This window comes from Amycolatopsis sp. CA-230715, from assembly GCF_018736145.1.
In the GTDB taxonomy this organism is placed as follows: Bacteria; Actinomycetota; Actinomycetes; order Mycobacteriales; family Pseudonocardiaceae; genus Amycolatopsis.
Window position 1 is genome coordinate 8,690,803 of the sequence record NZ_CP059997.1, and the last position, 15,570, is coordinate 8,706,372.

The window sequence follows — 15,570 nt, forward strand, 5'->3', positions numbered from 1 at the left end:
GTAGTCGCACGGTTGTGCGCCGCCAGCGCTGGACGACAGACTCGGCGCCATGACCTACCCAGCCATGCCGCCGCTCACCCCGCCGAGCCGCCGCGCCGCGGCCTGGACGGGCGCCAAGCACGCGCTGGTGGCGTGGCCGCTGATCACGCTGGCGATCATGGCTGTCGCGTTCATCGTGATGTCGGGAGCGAAGCGTCTCGAGGACACCAGCGTGGTGCTCGTCCTGCTGTTCTTCGGACCGCTCCGGTACGGCCTCATCGGGTGGCCGATCGTGACCGCGCTCGGCGCCGGTGTGAGTGCGTTGTTCCCGCGCCTCTCGGCCAAACGCGTCGCGTGGAGCGTTTCCGCCGGATGCGTGCTCGCCGCCCCGTTCGTCTTCTCCGCGCTGAGCGAGGTGGTGAACGGGGCCGCGAAGTCTTGAGTGGGCCGGAAACCGGGGGGCTTCCGGCCCACTCGGGTCACTTGACGGTGATGGTGATCTTCCCGGTCGGGTGCCCGGATTCGCTTTCCTGGTGGGCTTTGGCGGCTTCGGCCAACGGGTAGCTGGTACCGACGGCGAGTACGAGGCTGCCGTCGGTCAGCTGCGCGGCGAGCCGGTCGAGCAGCTCGCCGGTCTGGTTGCCACTGCCGGTGAACGGGATACCGAGATCGGCGGCCCCGCCGTCCGCGATCGTGACGATCCGATCGGTGCCTCCTCGCAGTGCGATCGAGTCCTTCAGGACGCCGTAGCCGGTGGTGTCGAAAACGGCGTCGATTCCTTCGGGGGCGATTTCGCGCACCCGGTCCACGAGCCCTTCGCCGTAGGTCACGGCGCGGGCGCCGAGCGAGCGGATGTCGTCCAGCTTCGACGGTCCACCGGTGCCGACCACGGTGGCGCCCGCGGCGAGCGCCACCTGCACGGCGATCCGCCCGACGCCGCCGCTCGCGCCGTGGATCAGCACGACGTCACCGGCCTTGACACCGATCACCTCCAAGGCGCGCACCGCCGTCTCGCCGACGGTCGGTATCCCGGCCGCGACCTCCCAGGACAGTTCGGCGGGTTTGCGGGCCACGATGGTGGCGAGCGCGTACTCGGCGTAGGAACCGGTGTTGGACCAGCCGAAAACCTCGTCGCCGACAGCGAACGAGGCACCTTCGCCGACGGCGTCGACGACACCGGCCACGTCGAAACCGGGCACGTGCGGGGGTTCGAGGCCCATCATGGCGGCCATGGCGCCACTGCGCAGCTTCGTGTCGAGCGGGTTGACGCCCGCCGCGCGCACCGCGATGCGGACCTGGCCCTTGCCGGGCTCCGGGACGGGCAGGTCCGCGAGCTTCAGCACGTCTGGACCGCCGAATTCGGTGAACTGGATGGCTTGCATGGTGGTTCGCTCCTGTGGGTCCTGCTTGCCGGGCGGTGTGCCGGGCGACTGACCCCAGTCAACGCGGCGAAGGGCGCCGTCCGTACCGCTCGAACGAGTAGTGTTCGCTAGCCGGAAGGATAGGGCGCCATCGCGCGGACCGCGCCTACAGTGGGTGGCATGGATCAGTCGTGGTCGGACCCGGTGCAGGTGCTGGACGTCGTGGCGCGCGTGCTTTCGGCTACCCGGCCGGACATCCTCGGCCGGTTCTCCCGTGAGGTGGCCGGGCTGGTCCCGCACCACGCGGCGGCCATGCAGACCGGTGACTGCGCGCGCTTCCCGGTCAAGGTCGCGGGGGATCGCGCCATCACCGACGCGATCACGAGCGCCGAGCTGCAGCGCCTCGCCACCGCGGCCGACGGGACGCCCGTCCTCGCCCGCGGTGTGCTGGGCGGACGGTCGCGGTCGCTGCTCACGGTCGCCGCCACGCCCGCGATCGGCAAGGGCTCGCTGCTGGCGCTGGTACTCCCGGACGACGCCGAGCCCCAGCCCGAGGAGCTGGCGGTGGTGGGCAGGCTGTGGTCGGTGCTGAGCGTCGACGCCGCGCAGCGCGCGACCGATCCGCCGCCGGACCTGCTGAACGGCAACCTCGCCGCGGCGACCGCGCGGGCGCACGCGATCACCGATCTGAGCCAGACGCACGCGACCACCCTCAACGCGGTGCTTTCCGTGCTGCGGTCGGGAAAACTGGCCGATCGTGCGGCCCGCGAAACCGCCACCGAGCTGGCCGCGTCGGCGTTGCTGGACCTGCGCGCGGTGGCCGACCGGGACCGTGAACTGTCCATTGAGGACGCTGTCGCGGCGTTCGCCGTGCTGACCGCCCAGCTCGGTCCGCTCGTCCGGCATCTCGACGTGGCGGTGGACCTGGTCGGGCCGGACGAGGACCGGCAGCTCGCGCAGGACATCGCGCACACCGCGCGCACCGTCACCCGCGGCTTGGTGCTCAACGCGCTCGAAGCGGACGCGACGCGGGTCAGGGCGTCGTGGCACTTCGACGGCGACGCGCTGCGGGTCGTCGTCCGCGACGACTGCCGGAAGGCCGGTGAAACCGTCGTCGTGCCGGGGCTGGCCGAGCGGATCGCCCCGCTCGGCGGACGGTTCGAGGTGGACGCCGTGCCCGGCTGGGGCCGCACCGTGACGGCGGTGCTGCCGCTCGGGGTCGCCGAGCAGCAGCCGGAGATCCGCCCGCTCGACCGGCTCAACCACCGCGAGACCGAGGTGCTGGCCGGGATCTCGCGCGGCCTGCGCAACCGGCAGATCGCCGAGGAGCTGAACCTGAGCGAGCACACGGTGAAGTTCCACGTCCGGAACCTCCTGGAAAAGCTCGAAGTGGCCTCGCGCGGGGAAGCCGCCGCGCTCGCCAGGGACATTCCGCTCGTGCCCGTGCGCACCGCCTGACCGCGCGAGTGCATTGACCCGGTACCGGCACTGGGGCATGCTCGGCAACGAGCCAGTTCCGAACCGGGGTTCTTATGTGGGGCGCGCATGACCGTCGTGATCGGGGTCGTCGTCCACGCCGGGCGGCGGGCGGTGTTCGAGGAGGCGGCGCGGACACTGCGCGGTGCGCGCCCGGAATGGGTCGTCTACCGCCATGAGCACGAGATCCACGACCTCGTTCGCGTGCTGCTCGCGGGCAAGCAGGTGGACGGGCTGCTGATGGGCCCGGTCCCGTTCGACGAGTGCCACGACCTCATCCCGGACACCTTGCCGGTCACGCTGGTCCGGCCGGGGCCGCTCGACCTGGCGCTGGCCTTGTCCAGGGCGCAGCGCGAGGGGCTGGCGGTGGACACGGTCAGCGTCGACACGTTCGACACCGACGTGGTCAACGAGGTGACCGGCGCGCTCGGCCTCACCCGCGCGCAGGTGCGGACCCAGCCGTACCAGCCGGGGGAGCGCACCGCCGACATCGCCGAGAAGCACCTGCGCGCCGCGGGGCGCGACGGATTGGTGATCACCGCGCGCATGGAGGTTTCCCAACGGCTTCGCGGGGCGGTCGCGGTGATCGACAGCCTGCCGGTGCCCTCTACCGTCCGCTCGGACCTGCACGCGCTCGCGCTGCGGGTGCAATCCCAGCGCGCCAACGAGTTCCGGTTCGCCGCCGGAGTCTTCCTGGTCGCCGACCGTCCACAGTCGACGGACATGGACCGCGCCCGGATCGGGCTGATGAACCTGCTGGTGAACACGCCGGAACTGGCCGACGCCTGGGTGGAGAACCGGGGCCGCCGAGGGCTGGTGGTGTTCGCGCACAAGGCGTTGTTCGAACGGGTCACCCACAACTGGGTGACCGTGCCCGCGCTCGGCCAGGCGGAGCGCGCGCTCGGCCTGCGGGTCGCGGCGGGGTTCGGTATCGGCGGCTCCGCGCGGACCTGCATCGCGCTCGCGGAGCGCGCCGCGGCGAGGGCCGAGGCCGAGCGGCAGCCGTCGGGTTACCTGATCGAAGACAGCGGCGTGATCATCGGCCCGATGGGGCACGAGGGGCGGCCCGTCGAGTTCACCTACCGCGATCACGACACCCATATCGAAGAACTGGCCAAGCAGGTCGGGCTGAGCCCGGCGACGTTGTCGCGCCTCGCCGGGATCGAACGCGGGCTGGCCGGTGCCGCGATCTCGCCGAGGGACCTGGCGAACGCGCTCGGCATCACGGACCCGAGCGGGCGGCGGCTGATCCGCAAGCTGGGTGAACGCGGGCTGGTGGCTGTTCAGGGATCGGCGCAGACCCACCACAAAGGGCGGCCGACCCGGCTCTACCAGCTCGGAATCGATCAGGCGCTGCGCCGCTTCTCCGCGCCAGGGAGTCCATAGAGGACGGACGCTGCGGAGTGGGTTGTCGCGCGCTGTCAACGAACCTGGATACATAAGTCCGCAAGCCCGGAATTGTCCGCCGGACAGCATTGACCGGGGCGCCCGCGCTGGGGCATGCTCTCCCGAACGAGAAACGAACCAATTCCGAACCTCGGTCGTTTTCGCTGGGAGGTGTCCGTGGACCGCCGCCAGTTCCTCCGCGCCGCGACCATCGGCACCGCCTTCGCGGCCGCGTCGCCGCTGCTGTCGGCGTGCGGCGCGAAGGCGCGCGGCGACGTCGTCACCCTCGAGGGCTGGGACTACGAAGCGCAGCTCGTGCAGCAGAACGTGGACCGGTTCACCAGGCTCAACCCGGACGTCGCGGTGGACTACACGCCGATCACCAGCGCCCAGTTCATCCAGAAGCTCACCGCGGAGTTCCTCGGCGGCGGCGGACCGGACGTGCTCTACATGTACGACGATTCGCTCGCCGGCTCGGTCGAAGCCGAATACCTGCGCCCGCTCGACGGGATCGACGGCGTGGACGCGATCTACGACGCGGTCTACCCCTCCAACGCGGCTTCGATGACCTACCAGGGAAAGCGCTACGGGCTGCCGTACTACACCGATTCGCAGGCGCTGGTGTACAACGCGGCACTGCTGGAAAAGGCCGGTATCTCCACGCCGCCGAAGACGCTCGACGAGCTGGAGCAGCAGGCGCTGCGGGTGAAGCGGGCCGGGGTGCTCGAATTCCCGATCGGCCTTCCCGCGCAGCTCGCGGACACGGCCGCGCAATGGCTGTGGGGCCTGGTCTACGCCAACGAGGCCGATCTCTTCGACGACCGGTTCCAGCCCGTGATGAGTGCTTCCGGTTCGGCTACCACCGCGGTGTTCGAATGGCTCCGGCACGCCGCGCTCGACACCCGCGTGCTCGACCCGGCTGCGGTCCAGACGCTCCCGGTCCCGATGGACAACGCGGTGATGGCGGGGCGGTACGCCTTCGTGATCGCGCCGCGGTACGCGTTGCGCAGCTACAACAACCCATCGAAGTCGAAGGTCGCGGGCGCGGTCAAGCTCGCGCCGCTGCCGACGCTCGACGGAAAGACCGAGGGCACCGTCAGCAACACCAGGATGTACTGCCTCGGGCAGCACGCCGTCGACGTCGAAAAGTCCGTGCGGCTGCTGAAGTACCTCGGCGGTTTCGACGAGCACGGGGTGCCGTACACCGCGAAGTTCTGGTTCCTGCAACGCGGCCTCGGCTACCCCTTTTCCGCGCTGGCCAAGGATCCCGAGGTGGTTCGGACCATCCGGACCTTCGCGGACCCGGTCGTCTACGGCAGGCTGGCCGAGGTCTCCCGCGCGCGGCGGATCGTTTCGGTGCCGTGGTACCAGGAGTTCGAGGCGGGCCTGCAGCGCGTGGCGCAGCAGGTGCTCGTCGGCGGGACGAGCCCTGCCGACGCCGTCACCGATCTCGACCGGCAGGCCCGCTCGCTCGCCCAGCGGTACGCGTGAGGGGGCGGACATGATGCTCAGGCTGACCGAAACCCGGCGCGCGTACCTGATGAACGGGCCCGCGATGATCGTGCTGTTCGCGCTCGTCGCCTACCCGATCGGCTACTCGTTCTGGGTGAGCCTGCACCGGCAGAACCTCAAGCGCCCCAAGGCGACCAAGTTCATCGGACTCGACAACTACTTCGCGCTGTGGAACGATCCCGCGTTCCTCAGCTCGTTGCGGACGACCGGCCTGTTCGTGCTCGTCGTGGTCACCATGACGGTGCTGCTGGCCACCGCGCTCGCGTTGGTGCTGAACGAATCGTTCCCCGGCCGCGGCGTGCTGCGCAGCCTCGCGCTGCTGCCGTGGGCGATGCCAGGCGTGGTCAACGGCCTCATGTGGCGCACCATCTTCGACGCGAAGACCGGCGCGCTCAACGGGTTGCTCACCAGCCTCGGCCTGATCGACGCCTACCAGGCCTGGCTGTCCTCGCCGGCGGGCGCGTTCTTCCTGACCGCGTTCGCGCAGGTGTGGAACACGCTGCCGTTCGCGGTGATCCTGCTGCTGGCGGGGCTGTCCACGATCCCGCCCGATCTCTACGACGCGGCGAAGGTCGACCGTGCCGGGGTGTTCCAGCGGTTCCGGCAGATCACCCTGCCGTGGCTGCTGCACCCGCTGCTGATCGTGCTGATCCTTGAAACCATGAACTCGTTCCGCGCGTTCGACACGATCTACGTGCTGACCGGCGGCGGGCCGGGCGACGCGACCTCGGTGATCGCGGTGCTCAACGTGAAGACCGCGCTGACCTACACCGATTTCGGCCTCGGCAGCGCGTACGCCTGGGTGATCACCCTGCTGACGCTGGTGGTCTCCGTCGGCTACGTCGCCGCGCTCTACCGGAAGGGGAGCTTCGAACTATGACGGCCGTCCCCTTGCGCTACCGCGTGCCGTGGAAGCGGATCGTGGTGTACGTCGTCGCCGCCGCGTTCGCGCTGTACCTGGTGCTGCCGTTCTACTGGATCTTCGCGATGAGCTTCATGCGTGAGGTCGACGCGGTTTCCGTGCCGCCGGAGTGGATCCCGTCGCATCCGACGCTCGACAACTACCTCAGCTTCTTCCGGCCGGACAGCGCGCAGGTGCTCGTCGGCGGCAGGGCGATCAAGGAAACCCCGTACGCGCTGGGCAACAGCCTCATCGTGGCTTCGGCGACGGCGCTGCTGAACCTCGTGCTCGCGGTGCCCGCCGCCTACTCGTTCTCGCGGCTGAAGTTCCGCGGCGGCAAGGGTTTGCTGATGCTGTACCTGGTCACCAGGATGGTGCCGACCATCGCGATCCTCATCCCGTTCTACCTGATGATGCGGTCGCTCGGGCTGCTCGACAACTACGGTTCGCTGATCCTGTCGTACCTGACCTTCTCGCTGCCGGTGACGATCTGGGTGCTGAAGGACTTCTTCCGCGCGGTACCGCGCGAACTCGAGGACGCGGCGCGGGTGGACCGGTGCGGCTGGTTCCGGTCGATGTGGTCGGTCTTCCTGCCGGTCGCCGCGCCGGGGCTGGTCGCGGCCGCGGTGTTCGCGTTCATGACCGCGTGGAACGAGTTCATGTTCGCGTTGTTCATGACCTCGACGGAGGCGGCGAAGACGATGCCGGTGGTGGCCGCGAACTTCGCCACCGACATGAACACCCAGTTCACGCTGATGGCGGCCGCCGGGGTGGTGGCGGTGCTGCCGCCGCTGGTACTGGTGCTGATCTTCCAGCGGCTGATCGTGCGCGGGATGGCCGCGGGCTCGGTGAAGGGGTAGGCGAGTGGCTGAAGTACGGCTGGAGAACGTGTCCAAGGCGTTCGGCGACGCGGTCGCCGTCGACGCGCTGAACCTGACCATCGCCGACCGCGAGTTCCTCACCCTGGTCGGCCCGTCGGGCTGCGGCAAGTCGACCACGCTGCGGATGATCTGCGGGCTCGAAAAGGCCACCGGCGGTGAGGTCTACTTCGACGACGAACCGGTCGGCTACCTGCCCGCGAACAAGCGCGACGTGGCGATGGTCTTCCAGAGCTACGCGCTCTATCCACACAAGACGGTGGCGCAGAACATCGGGTTCGCGCTCAAGATGATGCGGGTGCCGCGTGCCGAGATCGACGAGCGGGTGGCCGCGACGGCGCGCTCGCTCGGTATCGAGAAGCTACTGGACCGCAGGCCAAAGGAACTGTCCGGTGGGCAGCGCCAGCGGGTCGCGCTCGGCAGGGCCGTCATCCGCGACGCGGGCGCGTTCCTCCTGGACGAGCCGTTGTCCAATTTGGACGCTCAGTTGCGGGTGGACATGCGGGCCGAGCTGAAGCGGCTGCACGCCGATCTGAAGCGCACGTTCATCTACGTGACGCACGACCAGGTCGAGGCGATGACCATGTCCGACCGGATCGCCGTCCTCTCCGAGGGCGTGTTGCAGCAGTGCGCGCCACCCGAGGAGATCTACTCCCGGCCCGCCAACATGTTCGTCGCGGCGTTCATGGGAAGTCCCGCGATGAACTTCCTCCGCGGCGGGATCGTGGACGAAGGCGGCGTGCGGCGGTTCCGGAGCGGGTCGTGGACCCAGGACCTGCCACCGTCCGCCGTGCGGGCGACCGAGGATCTCGGCGACCGGGAGGTGGTGCTCGGTATCCGGCCGGAGGACGTGGCGCTCGACGGGCCGGAGAACCGGGGCACGGTGTTCGTCTCGGAGCCGCTCGGCGCGGACGCGCTGGTGACCGTCGACCTCGGTGACGATCGGGTGAAGGCGCGCGTGCCGGCGCCGTTCCGGTCCGCAGTGGACAGTGCGGTCCCGGTGACCTTCCGCGCGGACCGGCTGCACCTCTTCGACGCCGAGAGCGGCTCGGCGATCCACGCCCCGGCAAGTGACGGAGAAAGGTGATCATGGCGAGAGATCCCGAATCGGCGACCGTCGAAGTCGACCTGCCGACCGATTTCGACGAGTTCTGGGCCGAAACGCTGCGCCTGACCGACGAAGTGCCGCCGGACCCGGAGCTGATACCGGTGCCGAGGATGTCGACGCCCGCGGTCGACGTCTACGAACTGCGCTACACCAGCTACGACCAGCTGCGCATCGCCGCCTGGCTCACCATGCCCGCGGGCCGCCCACCCGGCACGTCCTTCCCGGCGGTGCTGCACGTTCCCGGCTACATCTCCGAGCCTTCGGTGCTCAAGTCGTGGTCGGAACGCGGCTACGTCACGGTCGGCCTCGCGCCGCGCGGGAAGCTGCGGTCCAACGCGCGGTTCAACCCCGGGTATCCCGGCCTGCTCACGCACAACATGGTGGACCGCTTCACCTACGGCTACCGGGGGTTCTACGCGGACGTGGTGCGCGCGATCGACGTGCTCGCGGCACTGCCGGAGGTCGATCCGGACCGGGTCGGCATCTGGGGGTCGAGCCAGGGCGGCGGGCTCGGCATCGTCGCCGCGGCGCTGCGCCCCGACGTGGTGCGCTGCGTCGCGGCCGGTGCGCCGTACCTGTGCGGGATCATGGCTTCACCGGGCTGGACGCACTCCTACCCGTACGAGGAGATCAACGAGTACCTCCGGGTGCACCCCGACCACGAGCCGCTGCTCACCGAGACCGCGTCCTATTTCGACGGTCTGAACTTCGCGCCCAAGGTACGCGCGCCGATCTTCGTCTACCTCGGGATGGAGGACGACGTGTGCCCGCCGGAAACCGGGTTCGCGGTGTACCGGCTGCTCGAGTCCGAAAAGGAGCTGCACACGTATCCGAGATGCGGGCACGACTCCGGGCTGCGCTGGGTGATCCCGCTGGTGGAAAAGTTCGTCGACGGCCATCTGCACCCGGAAGGAGCCCGCGCGTGACCGACGGCTTCGAGAAGTTCTGGTCCGATGTGGACGAAGAGCTGGCCGGTTTCCCGGCGCGGCCGGTGATCGAGAAGGTGCCCGCGAAGTCCACAGCGGACTTCACCGGGTACGAGGTCCGGCTGAGCGGACTCGGGTCCTACCGCCTGTTCGGGTACTTCAGCGTGCCCACCGGGGACGGCCCGTTCCCAGGGCTGCTCGAACTGCCGCGCCACGGCAGCGTGAACCACGCGCCGCACTACAACGACCGGCTGCGGTACGTGGTGTTCACCGCGATGCACCGCGGCCAGCGGCTGGCGGACAGCCCGTTCTCCGCGGCGTACCCAGGCTTGTTCACGAGTGGCATCGAGTCGCCGGAAACCTGGGTGTACCGCTCGATCGTCGCGGACTGCTTGCGGGCGGCGGAGTTCCTCGCCGGACGGGAGGAGTGCGATTCGGCGCGTATCGGCGTGACCGGGGACGATCTCGCGCTCGTGACCGCGGCGCGCCGTCCGGTGTTCAGCGCGGTCAGGGTCACGACGGCGCTCCTGCACGACGCGTTCCGCGGGCGCCTGAGCACCGGTGAGTACCCCTGGGAGGAGCTGAACGACCTGATCAGGGAGTTCCCGTCGGCCGAGTCCGGAGTGGAGCGGACGTTGCGGGCGTTCGACCCCGCCGGGTTCGCCGCCGACGTGCGCACGGACGTCCTGCTCGCGCTGCCCCCGACCGGTTCGCGCTGGCGCGACGACCTGCTCGCCGGGCTCGGCGGCCACGCCCACGCGTACCGGATGACCGGCGAGGACGCGGCCGACGCCGCCGAACTGGACGGCTGGCTCGCCGAACGGCTCGGCGTGCCGCCATTGCGGAAGTTCATCGCATGACAACCTACCGCTCGCTCGGGATACGTCCGGTGGTGAACGCGGCGGCCACCCTGACCAGGCTGGGCGGCTCGCGGCTCGCCGCACCCGCCGTGGAGGCGATGGCCTGCGGCGCGAGCGAGTTCGTCGACCTGCTCGAACTGCGCGACCGGATCGGCGAGCGGATCGCGGAACTGACCGGGAACGAGGCCGCGTTCGTCACCTCGGGCGCCAGTGCCGGGATCACGCTGTCCGTCGCGGGCTGCCTCGCCGGTGACCTGGAAGCCTTTCCCGTGCGGGACGGCAAGGTCGCGATGGCTCGTGCGCAGCGCAACCACTACGACTACGCGGCACGGCAGCTCGGGGCGCAGATCACCGAGTTCTCCGACGCCCGTTCGCTCGGGGCGGCGCTGGAAGGTGCGGCCTGTGTGCTGTGGTTCGCGGGAGCGCACTACCCCGAAGGCGCGGTTCCGCTGGCGGACGTCGTGGCCGCCGCGCACGAACGGGGTGTGCCGGTGCTCGTCGACGCCGCGGCGCAGGTGCCGCCGATCGCGTCGTTGTGGCGGTTCACCGTCGATCTCGGCGTGGACGCGGCGATCTTCAGCGGTGGTAAGGGGTTGCGGGGTCCACAGGCGACCGGGCTGGTGGTCGGCACGGAGGCGATCGTGGCAGGCTGCCGCAGGCACGCGTCGCCCGAGCACGCCGTCGGCAGGGGCATGAAGGTGGGCAAGGAGGAGCTGCTCGGACTGCTCGCCGCCGTGGAATGGTCGCTGCGCCAAGATGAGCCGGCGCTGATCCAGTCCTATGAGGACACCGTTGAGCGGTGGGTGAAGGCGCTCGCGAGCGTGCCGGGCGTGCGTGCCGAGCGCGGGTACCCGAGTGAAGCTGGCCAGCCGCACGGTCGGGCGTTGGTGTGGCTGGACGAGAGCACCGGGTGGACGCACGACTCGCTTGTGGACGCCCTGTGGGATCGGGACCCGCGTATCGCGGTCGGTGCTTCCGGCGATGCCATCGCGTTGAACCCGCAGACGCTCGATCCGGGGGAGGACCAGCTCGTGCTCGACGCCATCCTGTCGCTGTTGGACAGTGCATGAGGCGGGAAACGCCCCGGCTCGAAGGTTCCTGCTGGATCGGCGCGAACTTCTGGTCGCGCACCGGCGGCCCGCTGATGTGGCGTTCGTACGATCCCGCCGTCGTCCGCGAAGAGCTGGCGGTACTGGCTCGGCACGGTGTGACGGCGACCAGGTCGTTCTTCTACTGGCCCGATTTCCACCCGGAGCCGGAGCGGCTCGATGAGGCGAAACTGGCGCATTTCGCTGACTTCCTCGACGCGCACACCGAACTGGGCATGCTCTCCATCCCGACGTTCCTGGTCGGACACATGTCGGGGGAGAACTGGGACCCGGCGTGGCGGAACGGCCGGGACCTCTACGCGGACGTGTGGATGGTCACCAGGCAAGCCTGGTTCATCGAACGGATGGCGAACCGCTTCCACCAGCACCCCGCCGTGACGGCGTGGCTGATCAGCAACGAGATGCCGATCTACGGCAGGCGCCGTGGTGAACCACCCGCGCCGGGCCGTGACGTGTCGAGCTGGGCACGGCTCATGGTGCACGCGGTGCGCGCGGGCGGCGCGACCCAACCGGTGTCCATTGGGGACGGTGCGTGGGGTATCGAGGTCACGGGCGCCGACAACGGATTCTCGGTGCGCGAACTCGCGTCTTTCACCGATTTCGTGGGACCGCACGTGTACCCGACCGACTCCGATCCCGTTCGTCAGCACCTGAACGCGGCCTTCGTCTGTGAACTCGCGGCCGTGGGTGGTAAACCGGTCGTGCTCGAAGAGTTCGGACTGACCAGCGACTGGACGTCACCGGAGAACGCGGCGCACTATTACCGGCAGGTGCTGCACACGTCACTGCTCGCTGGCGCTTCCGGTTGGCTCGCCTGGAACAACACCGACTACGACGAGCTTGCTGACCAGGACCCGTACCGGCACCACCCGTTCGAAATGCACTTCGGGATCACCACGAGTGATGGCTCGCCAAAGCCGCCGCTGTTGGAGCTGGAGCGGTTCCGTTCGCTGTTGTCTACTGTAGATTTTCCTCGTTTGCGCAGGACGGACGCGTCGGCGGCGCTCGTGGTCACCGCTTATCTCGAAAGCGGGTACCCGGTCACCACCCTGGAGGCCGACCGGTCGCTCGTCTTCGGATCTCTCCGGCAAGCGTACGTCGCGGCACGGGAAGCCGATCTCGCCGTGGGATTCCTGCGTGAGCTGGATGGTCTTGATGGTGACGTGTCGCTCTACCTGTTGCCGTCGACGCGTCAGGTCATGGCGCCGACGATGCGTGCGTTGCTCGATTATGCGCGGGAGGGTGCGACCGTCTACCTCTCGTACTGCTCCGGTACGCATGGCGGGAATCGCGGGCCGTGGTTCGCCGGGCTCGACTCGTTCTTCGGGGTGCGGCAGCAGTTGCGGTACGGGCTGGTATCGCCGATCACCACGGATGTCGTGGAGTTGACGTTCATCGTGTCGTTCGGCGGGATCCCGGCTGGTTCGACTCTGCGGTTTCGGGTGGGTGGGAACGAGCACAGCAGGGCTCTGTTGCCGGTGGTGCCGGATACGGCGGAGGTCGTGGCCGTCGATGGGGAGGGGCGGCCTGCGGTGCTTGTCAATCGAGTTGGGGCGGGTTCGACGGTGCTGTGTACGTACCCGGTGGAGCATATGGCTGCTTCGTTGGGGGATGTCAATCCGGAGCCTACTTATCTGCTCTATCGGGCGTTGGGGCGGTTTGCTGGGGTGTCTTCGGTTGTTTCGGTTGATGATCCGATGGTGTTTTGTGATTCGTTGGTGCATGAGGATGGGACTCGGTATGTGTGGTTCGTGAATCAGTCTTCTTCTTCGGTTGTGGTCCGTCCTGAGGTGGGGTCTTCTTTGCTGGTTTTGTTGGATGGGTCAGTTTCTTCTGTGGTTCGTCTTGATGGGTTTGGGGTTGAGGTTCGTCTTCTTCGGTAGTTCTGCTTTGTTCGCGTGTTCGCGTGTTCGCGTGTTCGCGGGTCGGTAGAATTGTGGCGTGTCCGTTGAAAAGTTTGATTTCATGTCCGGGTGGCTTGCTGATTGGACGAGTGCGCGGCTTCCAAGCTCGCGGGGCGGAACCCCTCGGCTGTGTTCGCCGAGCTGCCCTCGGATCGGGCGCAGGCGATGGAGCGCGAGATCGCCTTCGATGCGAACTCGACGTGGACCCGGGTGATCACCGAACCCGTCGCCGGGGAACCCATGGACGTGGGACGGAAAATTGCAGGCCCGCCCTGTACACCGATCTCGACCACGCCACCGTCTAGGCCGACGGCGGTGGCACCGACAAGATCAACGTTACAAACTCTGCCACGAACCCGGCTGGAACATCCACACCAAAAACGACGGCACCACCCCGAGTGGCCGCACCTACAGCGACCGGGATGTTACGGAACGGCGTGCCTCGCCACGTGCAGGCACACCGCGCAGCTCGTCACCAGTAGCGACAACAGAATGAGCACGGCGCTGGTGCCGGTGAACGCCAAGATCAAAAGGGCGAAGGCCACGATGTCGGTGATCACCAGCAGGGCGGTGGGGATGCGCCTGAGCGGCCCCGTCCGGCCCGTTCGCAACGCGTCGACCAGTGCTGGTTCGGTGGACTCGAACCACTGCTCGATCTTGTGCAGCTCGTCCTTTTCATGGCGGCTCAACATCGTCGCTCTCCCTCGGGCCGTGGCCAGGAAGGCACTCCTGGAAGGGCTCTTACCCAGTATCGATGGAGATGAAACATCAGCGGACCCGTTTCCGCTGGCGGGAGCGGAACGCCTTCGTTCCGGCGGCGACCAGCGCGGCGCCGGCGGAGGTGCCCACTGCGAGGAACAAGGCGCCTACGCCCCACAGGCCGCTGTCATCGCTGGCCGACGCGGTCATGGACCACGCCACCGTGAAGGGTGCGGCGACGCACAGCACCACCACTGGAGTCGGCAACACGGTCGCGCTCGCCACCGTGATTGCCGCCAGTCCGACAACGCAGCCGCCGACCAGTGCCGGGGCCATGTGCTTCGGATCGTCGCCGCGGCAGAGCCACCAGAGGCCCGCCGACGTCGCGGCGGTCAGGACGCCGGTCCCGACGAGCCACGGCAGGCGCGGCCGCTTGCGCTCGTCCTGGCGGGTCATGGGATCCATGGTGTGCCCGCGCACCGGACATCGCCGCCCAGTTGCGACGATCGGGTGATGTCAAGCGCGGTAGTTGCTGACCTCGATGAGGTTCCCGTCCGGGTCGCGGAAGTAAACGCTGACGATCGGGCCGGTGGCGCCGGTGCGGTCCACCGGGCCCTCTTCGACCGCGACGCCCGCCGCGGCCAACTCGTCCACTATGGACTCGATGGGGTCCTCGGTGATCAGGCACAGGTCAGCGCTGCCCGGGGTCGGGCTCGCGGCCTTGGGGTCGAACTCGTGCCCGGCGCGGTGCAGGTTGATCTTGCTGGTGCCGAAGGTCAACGCCTTCCGTCCGGCGCCGAAAGTCACTTCCTCCATGCCGAGCACGCGCGTGTAGAAGCGCACCGTGGCGTCGAGATCGGCGACGGTCAGCACCAGGTGGTCTAGCCGGTCGATGCGCACCGAGGTCCTCCTTCAGCCTTCGTGGGCCGCGGCACGCGCGGTCAGATCGGCGTGCAGGATGCGGAGCAGTTCGGTCAGATCATCCCGCTGCCGGACCGACAACCCGGCCAGCAGGTCCTCTTCGTGGCGGAGCAGCTCGTCGACGGTCCGTTCGATGAGATCGTGACCTCGCTCGGTCAATTCGACGAACACACCGCGGCCGTCGTCGGGGGAGCGGACGCGCTGGACGTACCCGGCCCGTTCTGCGCGCGCCACGCGTTGCGACACCGCGCCTGCGCTTACCAGCATCCGGCCCGCGATTTCCCCCGCCGAGAGCCGGTACGGCGGCCCCGACCTGCGCAGCGTGCTGAGCAGATCCCTGGTCGCCGCGTCCATGCCGAGCGCGAGCATCGTGCGGCGGCGGTCGTCGTCGAGGAGCTTGCCGATCCGCCAGATCCGGGTGATCACCCCGATCGAGGCCACCGGAGTACCCGGCCGCTCCCGCAACCACGCGCGCTGGATGTCGTCGACCTCGTCGCTTGACGGGTTCCGATCAGTTTCGTTAACGTCGGTCACGAAGATACTTTAACAG

Annotated in this window: 16 protein-coding genes; 11 read left to right on the forward strand and 5 right to left on the reverse strand. The window is 68.7% G+C overall.

All coding sequences use genetic code 11. The features are described from left to right. Nucleotides 1–49 precede the first annotated feature (49 nt). Nucleotides 50–421 carry a hypothetical protein gene (locus HUW46_RS40550; protein ID WP_215543954.1) on the forward strand — a complete coding sequence of 124 codons (372 nt, stop codon included), beginning with the start codon at nucleotides 50–52 and terminating at the stop codon, nucleotides 419–421. A gap of 37 nt (nucleotides 422–458) precedes the next feature. Here the strand turns inward: HUW46_RS40550 and HUW46_RS40555 are convergent, their stop codons facing one another. Beyond that, the gene (locus HUW46_RS40555; RefSeq protein WP_215543955.1) at nucleotides 459–1,361 is read right to left on the reverse strand and encodes an NADP-dependent oxidoreductase; all 903 of its coding nucleotides are present in this window, start codon (nucleotides 1,359–1,361) and stop codon (nucleotides 459–461) included. Between the two features lie 159 nt (nucleotides 1,362–1,520). On the opposite strand from HUW46_RS40555, the gene HUW46_RS40560 reads away from it, so the two are divergent. From HUW46_RS40560 to HUW46_RS40605, 10 genes are all read left to right on the forward strand, one after another. After that, a complete protein-coding gene (locus tag HUW46_RS40560; RefSeq protein ID WP_215543956.1) occupies nucleotides 1,521–2,798 on the forward strand; it encodes a LuxR C-terminal-related transcriptional regulator in 1,278 nt (425 codons plus the stop codon). 87 nt (nucleotides 2,799–2,885) lie between these two features. After that, nucleotides 2,886–4,202, forward strand: a complete 1,317-nt coding sequence (locus HUW46_RS40565; protein WP_215543957.1) for a helix-turn-helix domain-containing protein — start codon at nucleotides 2,886–2,888, stop codon at nucleotides 4,200–4,202. Between the two features lie 177 nt (nucleotides 4,203–4,379). Next, the gene (locus HUW46_RS40570; protein WP_215543958.1) at nucleotides 4,380–5,693 is read left to right on the forward strand and encodes an ABC transporter substrate-binding protein; all 1,314 of its coding nucleotides are present in this window, start codon (nucleotides 4,380–4,382) and stop codon (nucleotides 5,691–5,693) included. A gap of 10 nt (nucleotides 5,694–5,703) precedes the next feature. Continuing rightward, on the forward strand, nucleotides 5,704–6,594 hold the full coding sequence (locus HUW46_RS40575; RefSeq protein WP_215543959.1) for a carbohydrate ABC transporter permease: 891 nt from the start codon (nucleotides 5,704–5,706) through the stop codon (nucleotides 6,592–6,594). After that, a complete protein-coding gene (locus tag HUW46_RS40580; RefSeq protein ID WP_215543960.1) occupies nucleotides 6,591–7,475 on the forward strand; it encodes a carbohydrate ABC transporter permease in 885 nt (294 codons plus the stop codon). The genes HUW46_RS40575 and HUW46_RS40580 overlap by 4 nt, the downstream gene beginning before the upstream one ends. A gap of 4 nt (nucleotides 7,476–7,479) precedes the next feature. Next, nucleotides 7,480–8,580, forward strand: coding sequence for an ABC transporter ATP-binding protein (locus tag HUW46_RS40585; RefSeq protein ID WP_215543961.1), 1,101 nt, complete (start codon nucleotides 7,480–7,482; stop codon nucleotides 8,578–8,580). A gap of 2 nt (nucleotides 8,581–8,582) precedes the next feature. Next, nucleotides 8,583–9,527, forward strand: coding sequence for an acetylxylan esterase (locus HUW46_RS40590; RefSeq protein ID WP_215543962.1), 945 nt, complete (start codon nucleotides 8,583–8,585; stop codon nucleotides 9,525–9,527). Beyond that, nucleotides 9,524–10,387 (forward strand): acetylxylan esterase, encoded by an 864-nt coding sequence (locus HUW46_RS40595; protein ID WP_215543963.1) that lies wholly within the window; start codon nucleotides 9,524–9,526, stop codon nucleotides 10,385–10,387. Before HUW46_RS40590 ends, HUW46_RS40595 begins: the two co-directional genes overlap by 4 nt. Further along, nucleotides 10,384–11,457: an aminotransferase class V-fold PLP-dependent enzyme gene (locus HUW46_RS40600; RefSeq protein ID WP_215543964.1), complete on the forward strand. Its 1,074-nt coding sequence runs from the start codon at nucleotides 10,384–10,386 to the stop codon at nucleotides 11,455–11,457. The genes HUW46_RS40595 and HUW46_RS40600 overlap by 4 nt, the downstream gene beginning before the upstream one ends. Next, nucleotides 11,454–13,379 carry a glycoside hydrolase 5 family protein gene (locus HUW46_RS40605; protein WP_215543965.1) on the forward strand — a complete coding sequence of 642 codons (1,926 nt, stop codon included), beginning with the start codon at nucleotides 11,454–11,456 and terminating at the stop codon, nucleotides 13,377–13,379. The genes HUW46_RS40600 and HUW46_RS40605 overlap by 4 nt, the downstream gene beginning before the upstream one ends. A gap of 446 nt (nucleotides 13,380–13,825) precedes the next feature. On the opposite strand, the gene HUW46_RS40610 is transcribed toward HUW46_RS40605, so the two are convergent. The 4 genes from HUW46_RS40610 to HUW46_RS40625 all read right to left on the reverse strand — a co-directional run bounded on the left by HUW46_RS40610 (nucleotide 13,826) and on the right by HUW46_RS40625 (nucleotide 15,554). Continuing rightward, entirely contained in the window at nucleotides 13,826–14,092 is a 267-nt protein-coding gene (locus HUW46_RS40610; RefSeq protein WP_215543966.1) for a DUF3040 domain-containing protein, read from the reverse strand. 76 nt (nucleotides 14,093–14,168) lie between these two features. Continuing rightward, nucleotides 14,169–14,555, reverse strand: coding sequence for a hypothetical protein (locus tag HUW46_RS40615; protein ID WP_215543967.1), 387 nt, complete (start codon nucleotides 14,553–14,555; stop codon nucleotides 14,169–14,171). Between the two features lie 60 nt (nucleotides 14,556–14,615). Continuing rightward, a complete protein-coding gene (locus tag HUW46_RS40620; RefSeq protein ID WP_215543968.1) occupies nucleotides 14,616–14,999 on the reverse strand; it encodes a VOC family protein in 384 nt (127 codons plus the stop codon). A gap of 12 nt (nucleotides 15,000–15,011) precedes the next feature. Further along, nucleotides 15,012–15,554, reverse strand: coding sequence for a MarR family winged helix-turn-helix transcriptional regulator (locus tag HUW46_RS40625; protein WP_254125431.1), 543 nt, complete (start codon nucleotides 15,552–15,554; stop codon nucleotides 15,012–15,014). Nucleotides 15,555–15,570 lie beyond the last annotated feature (16 nt).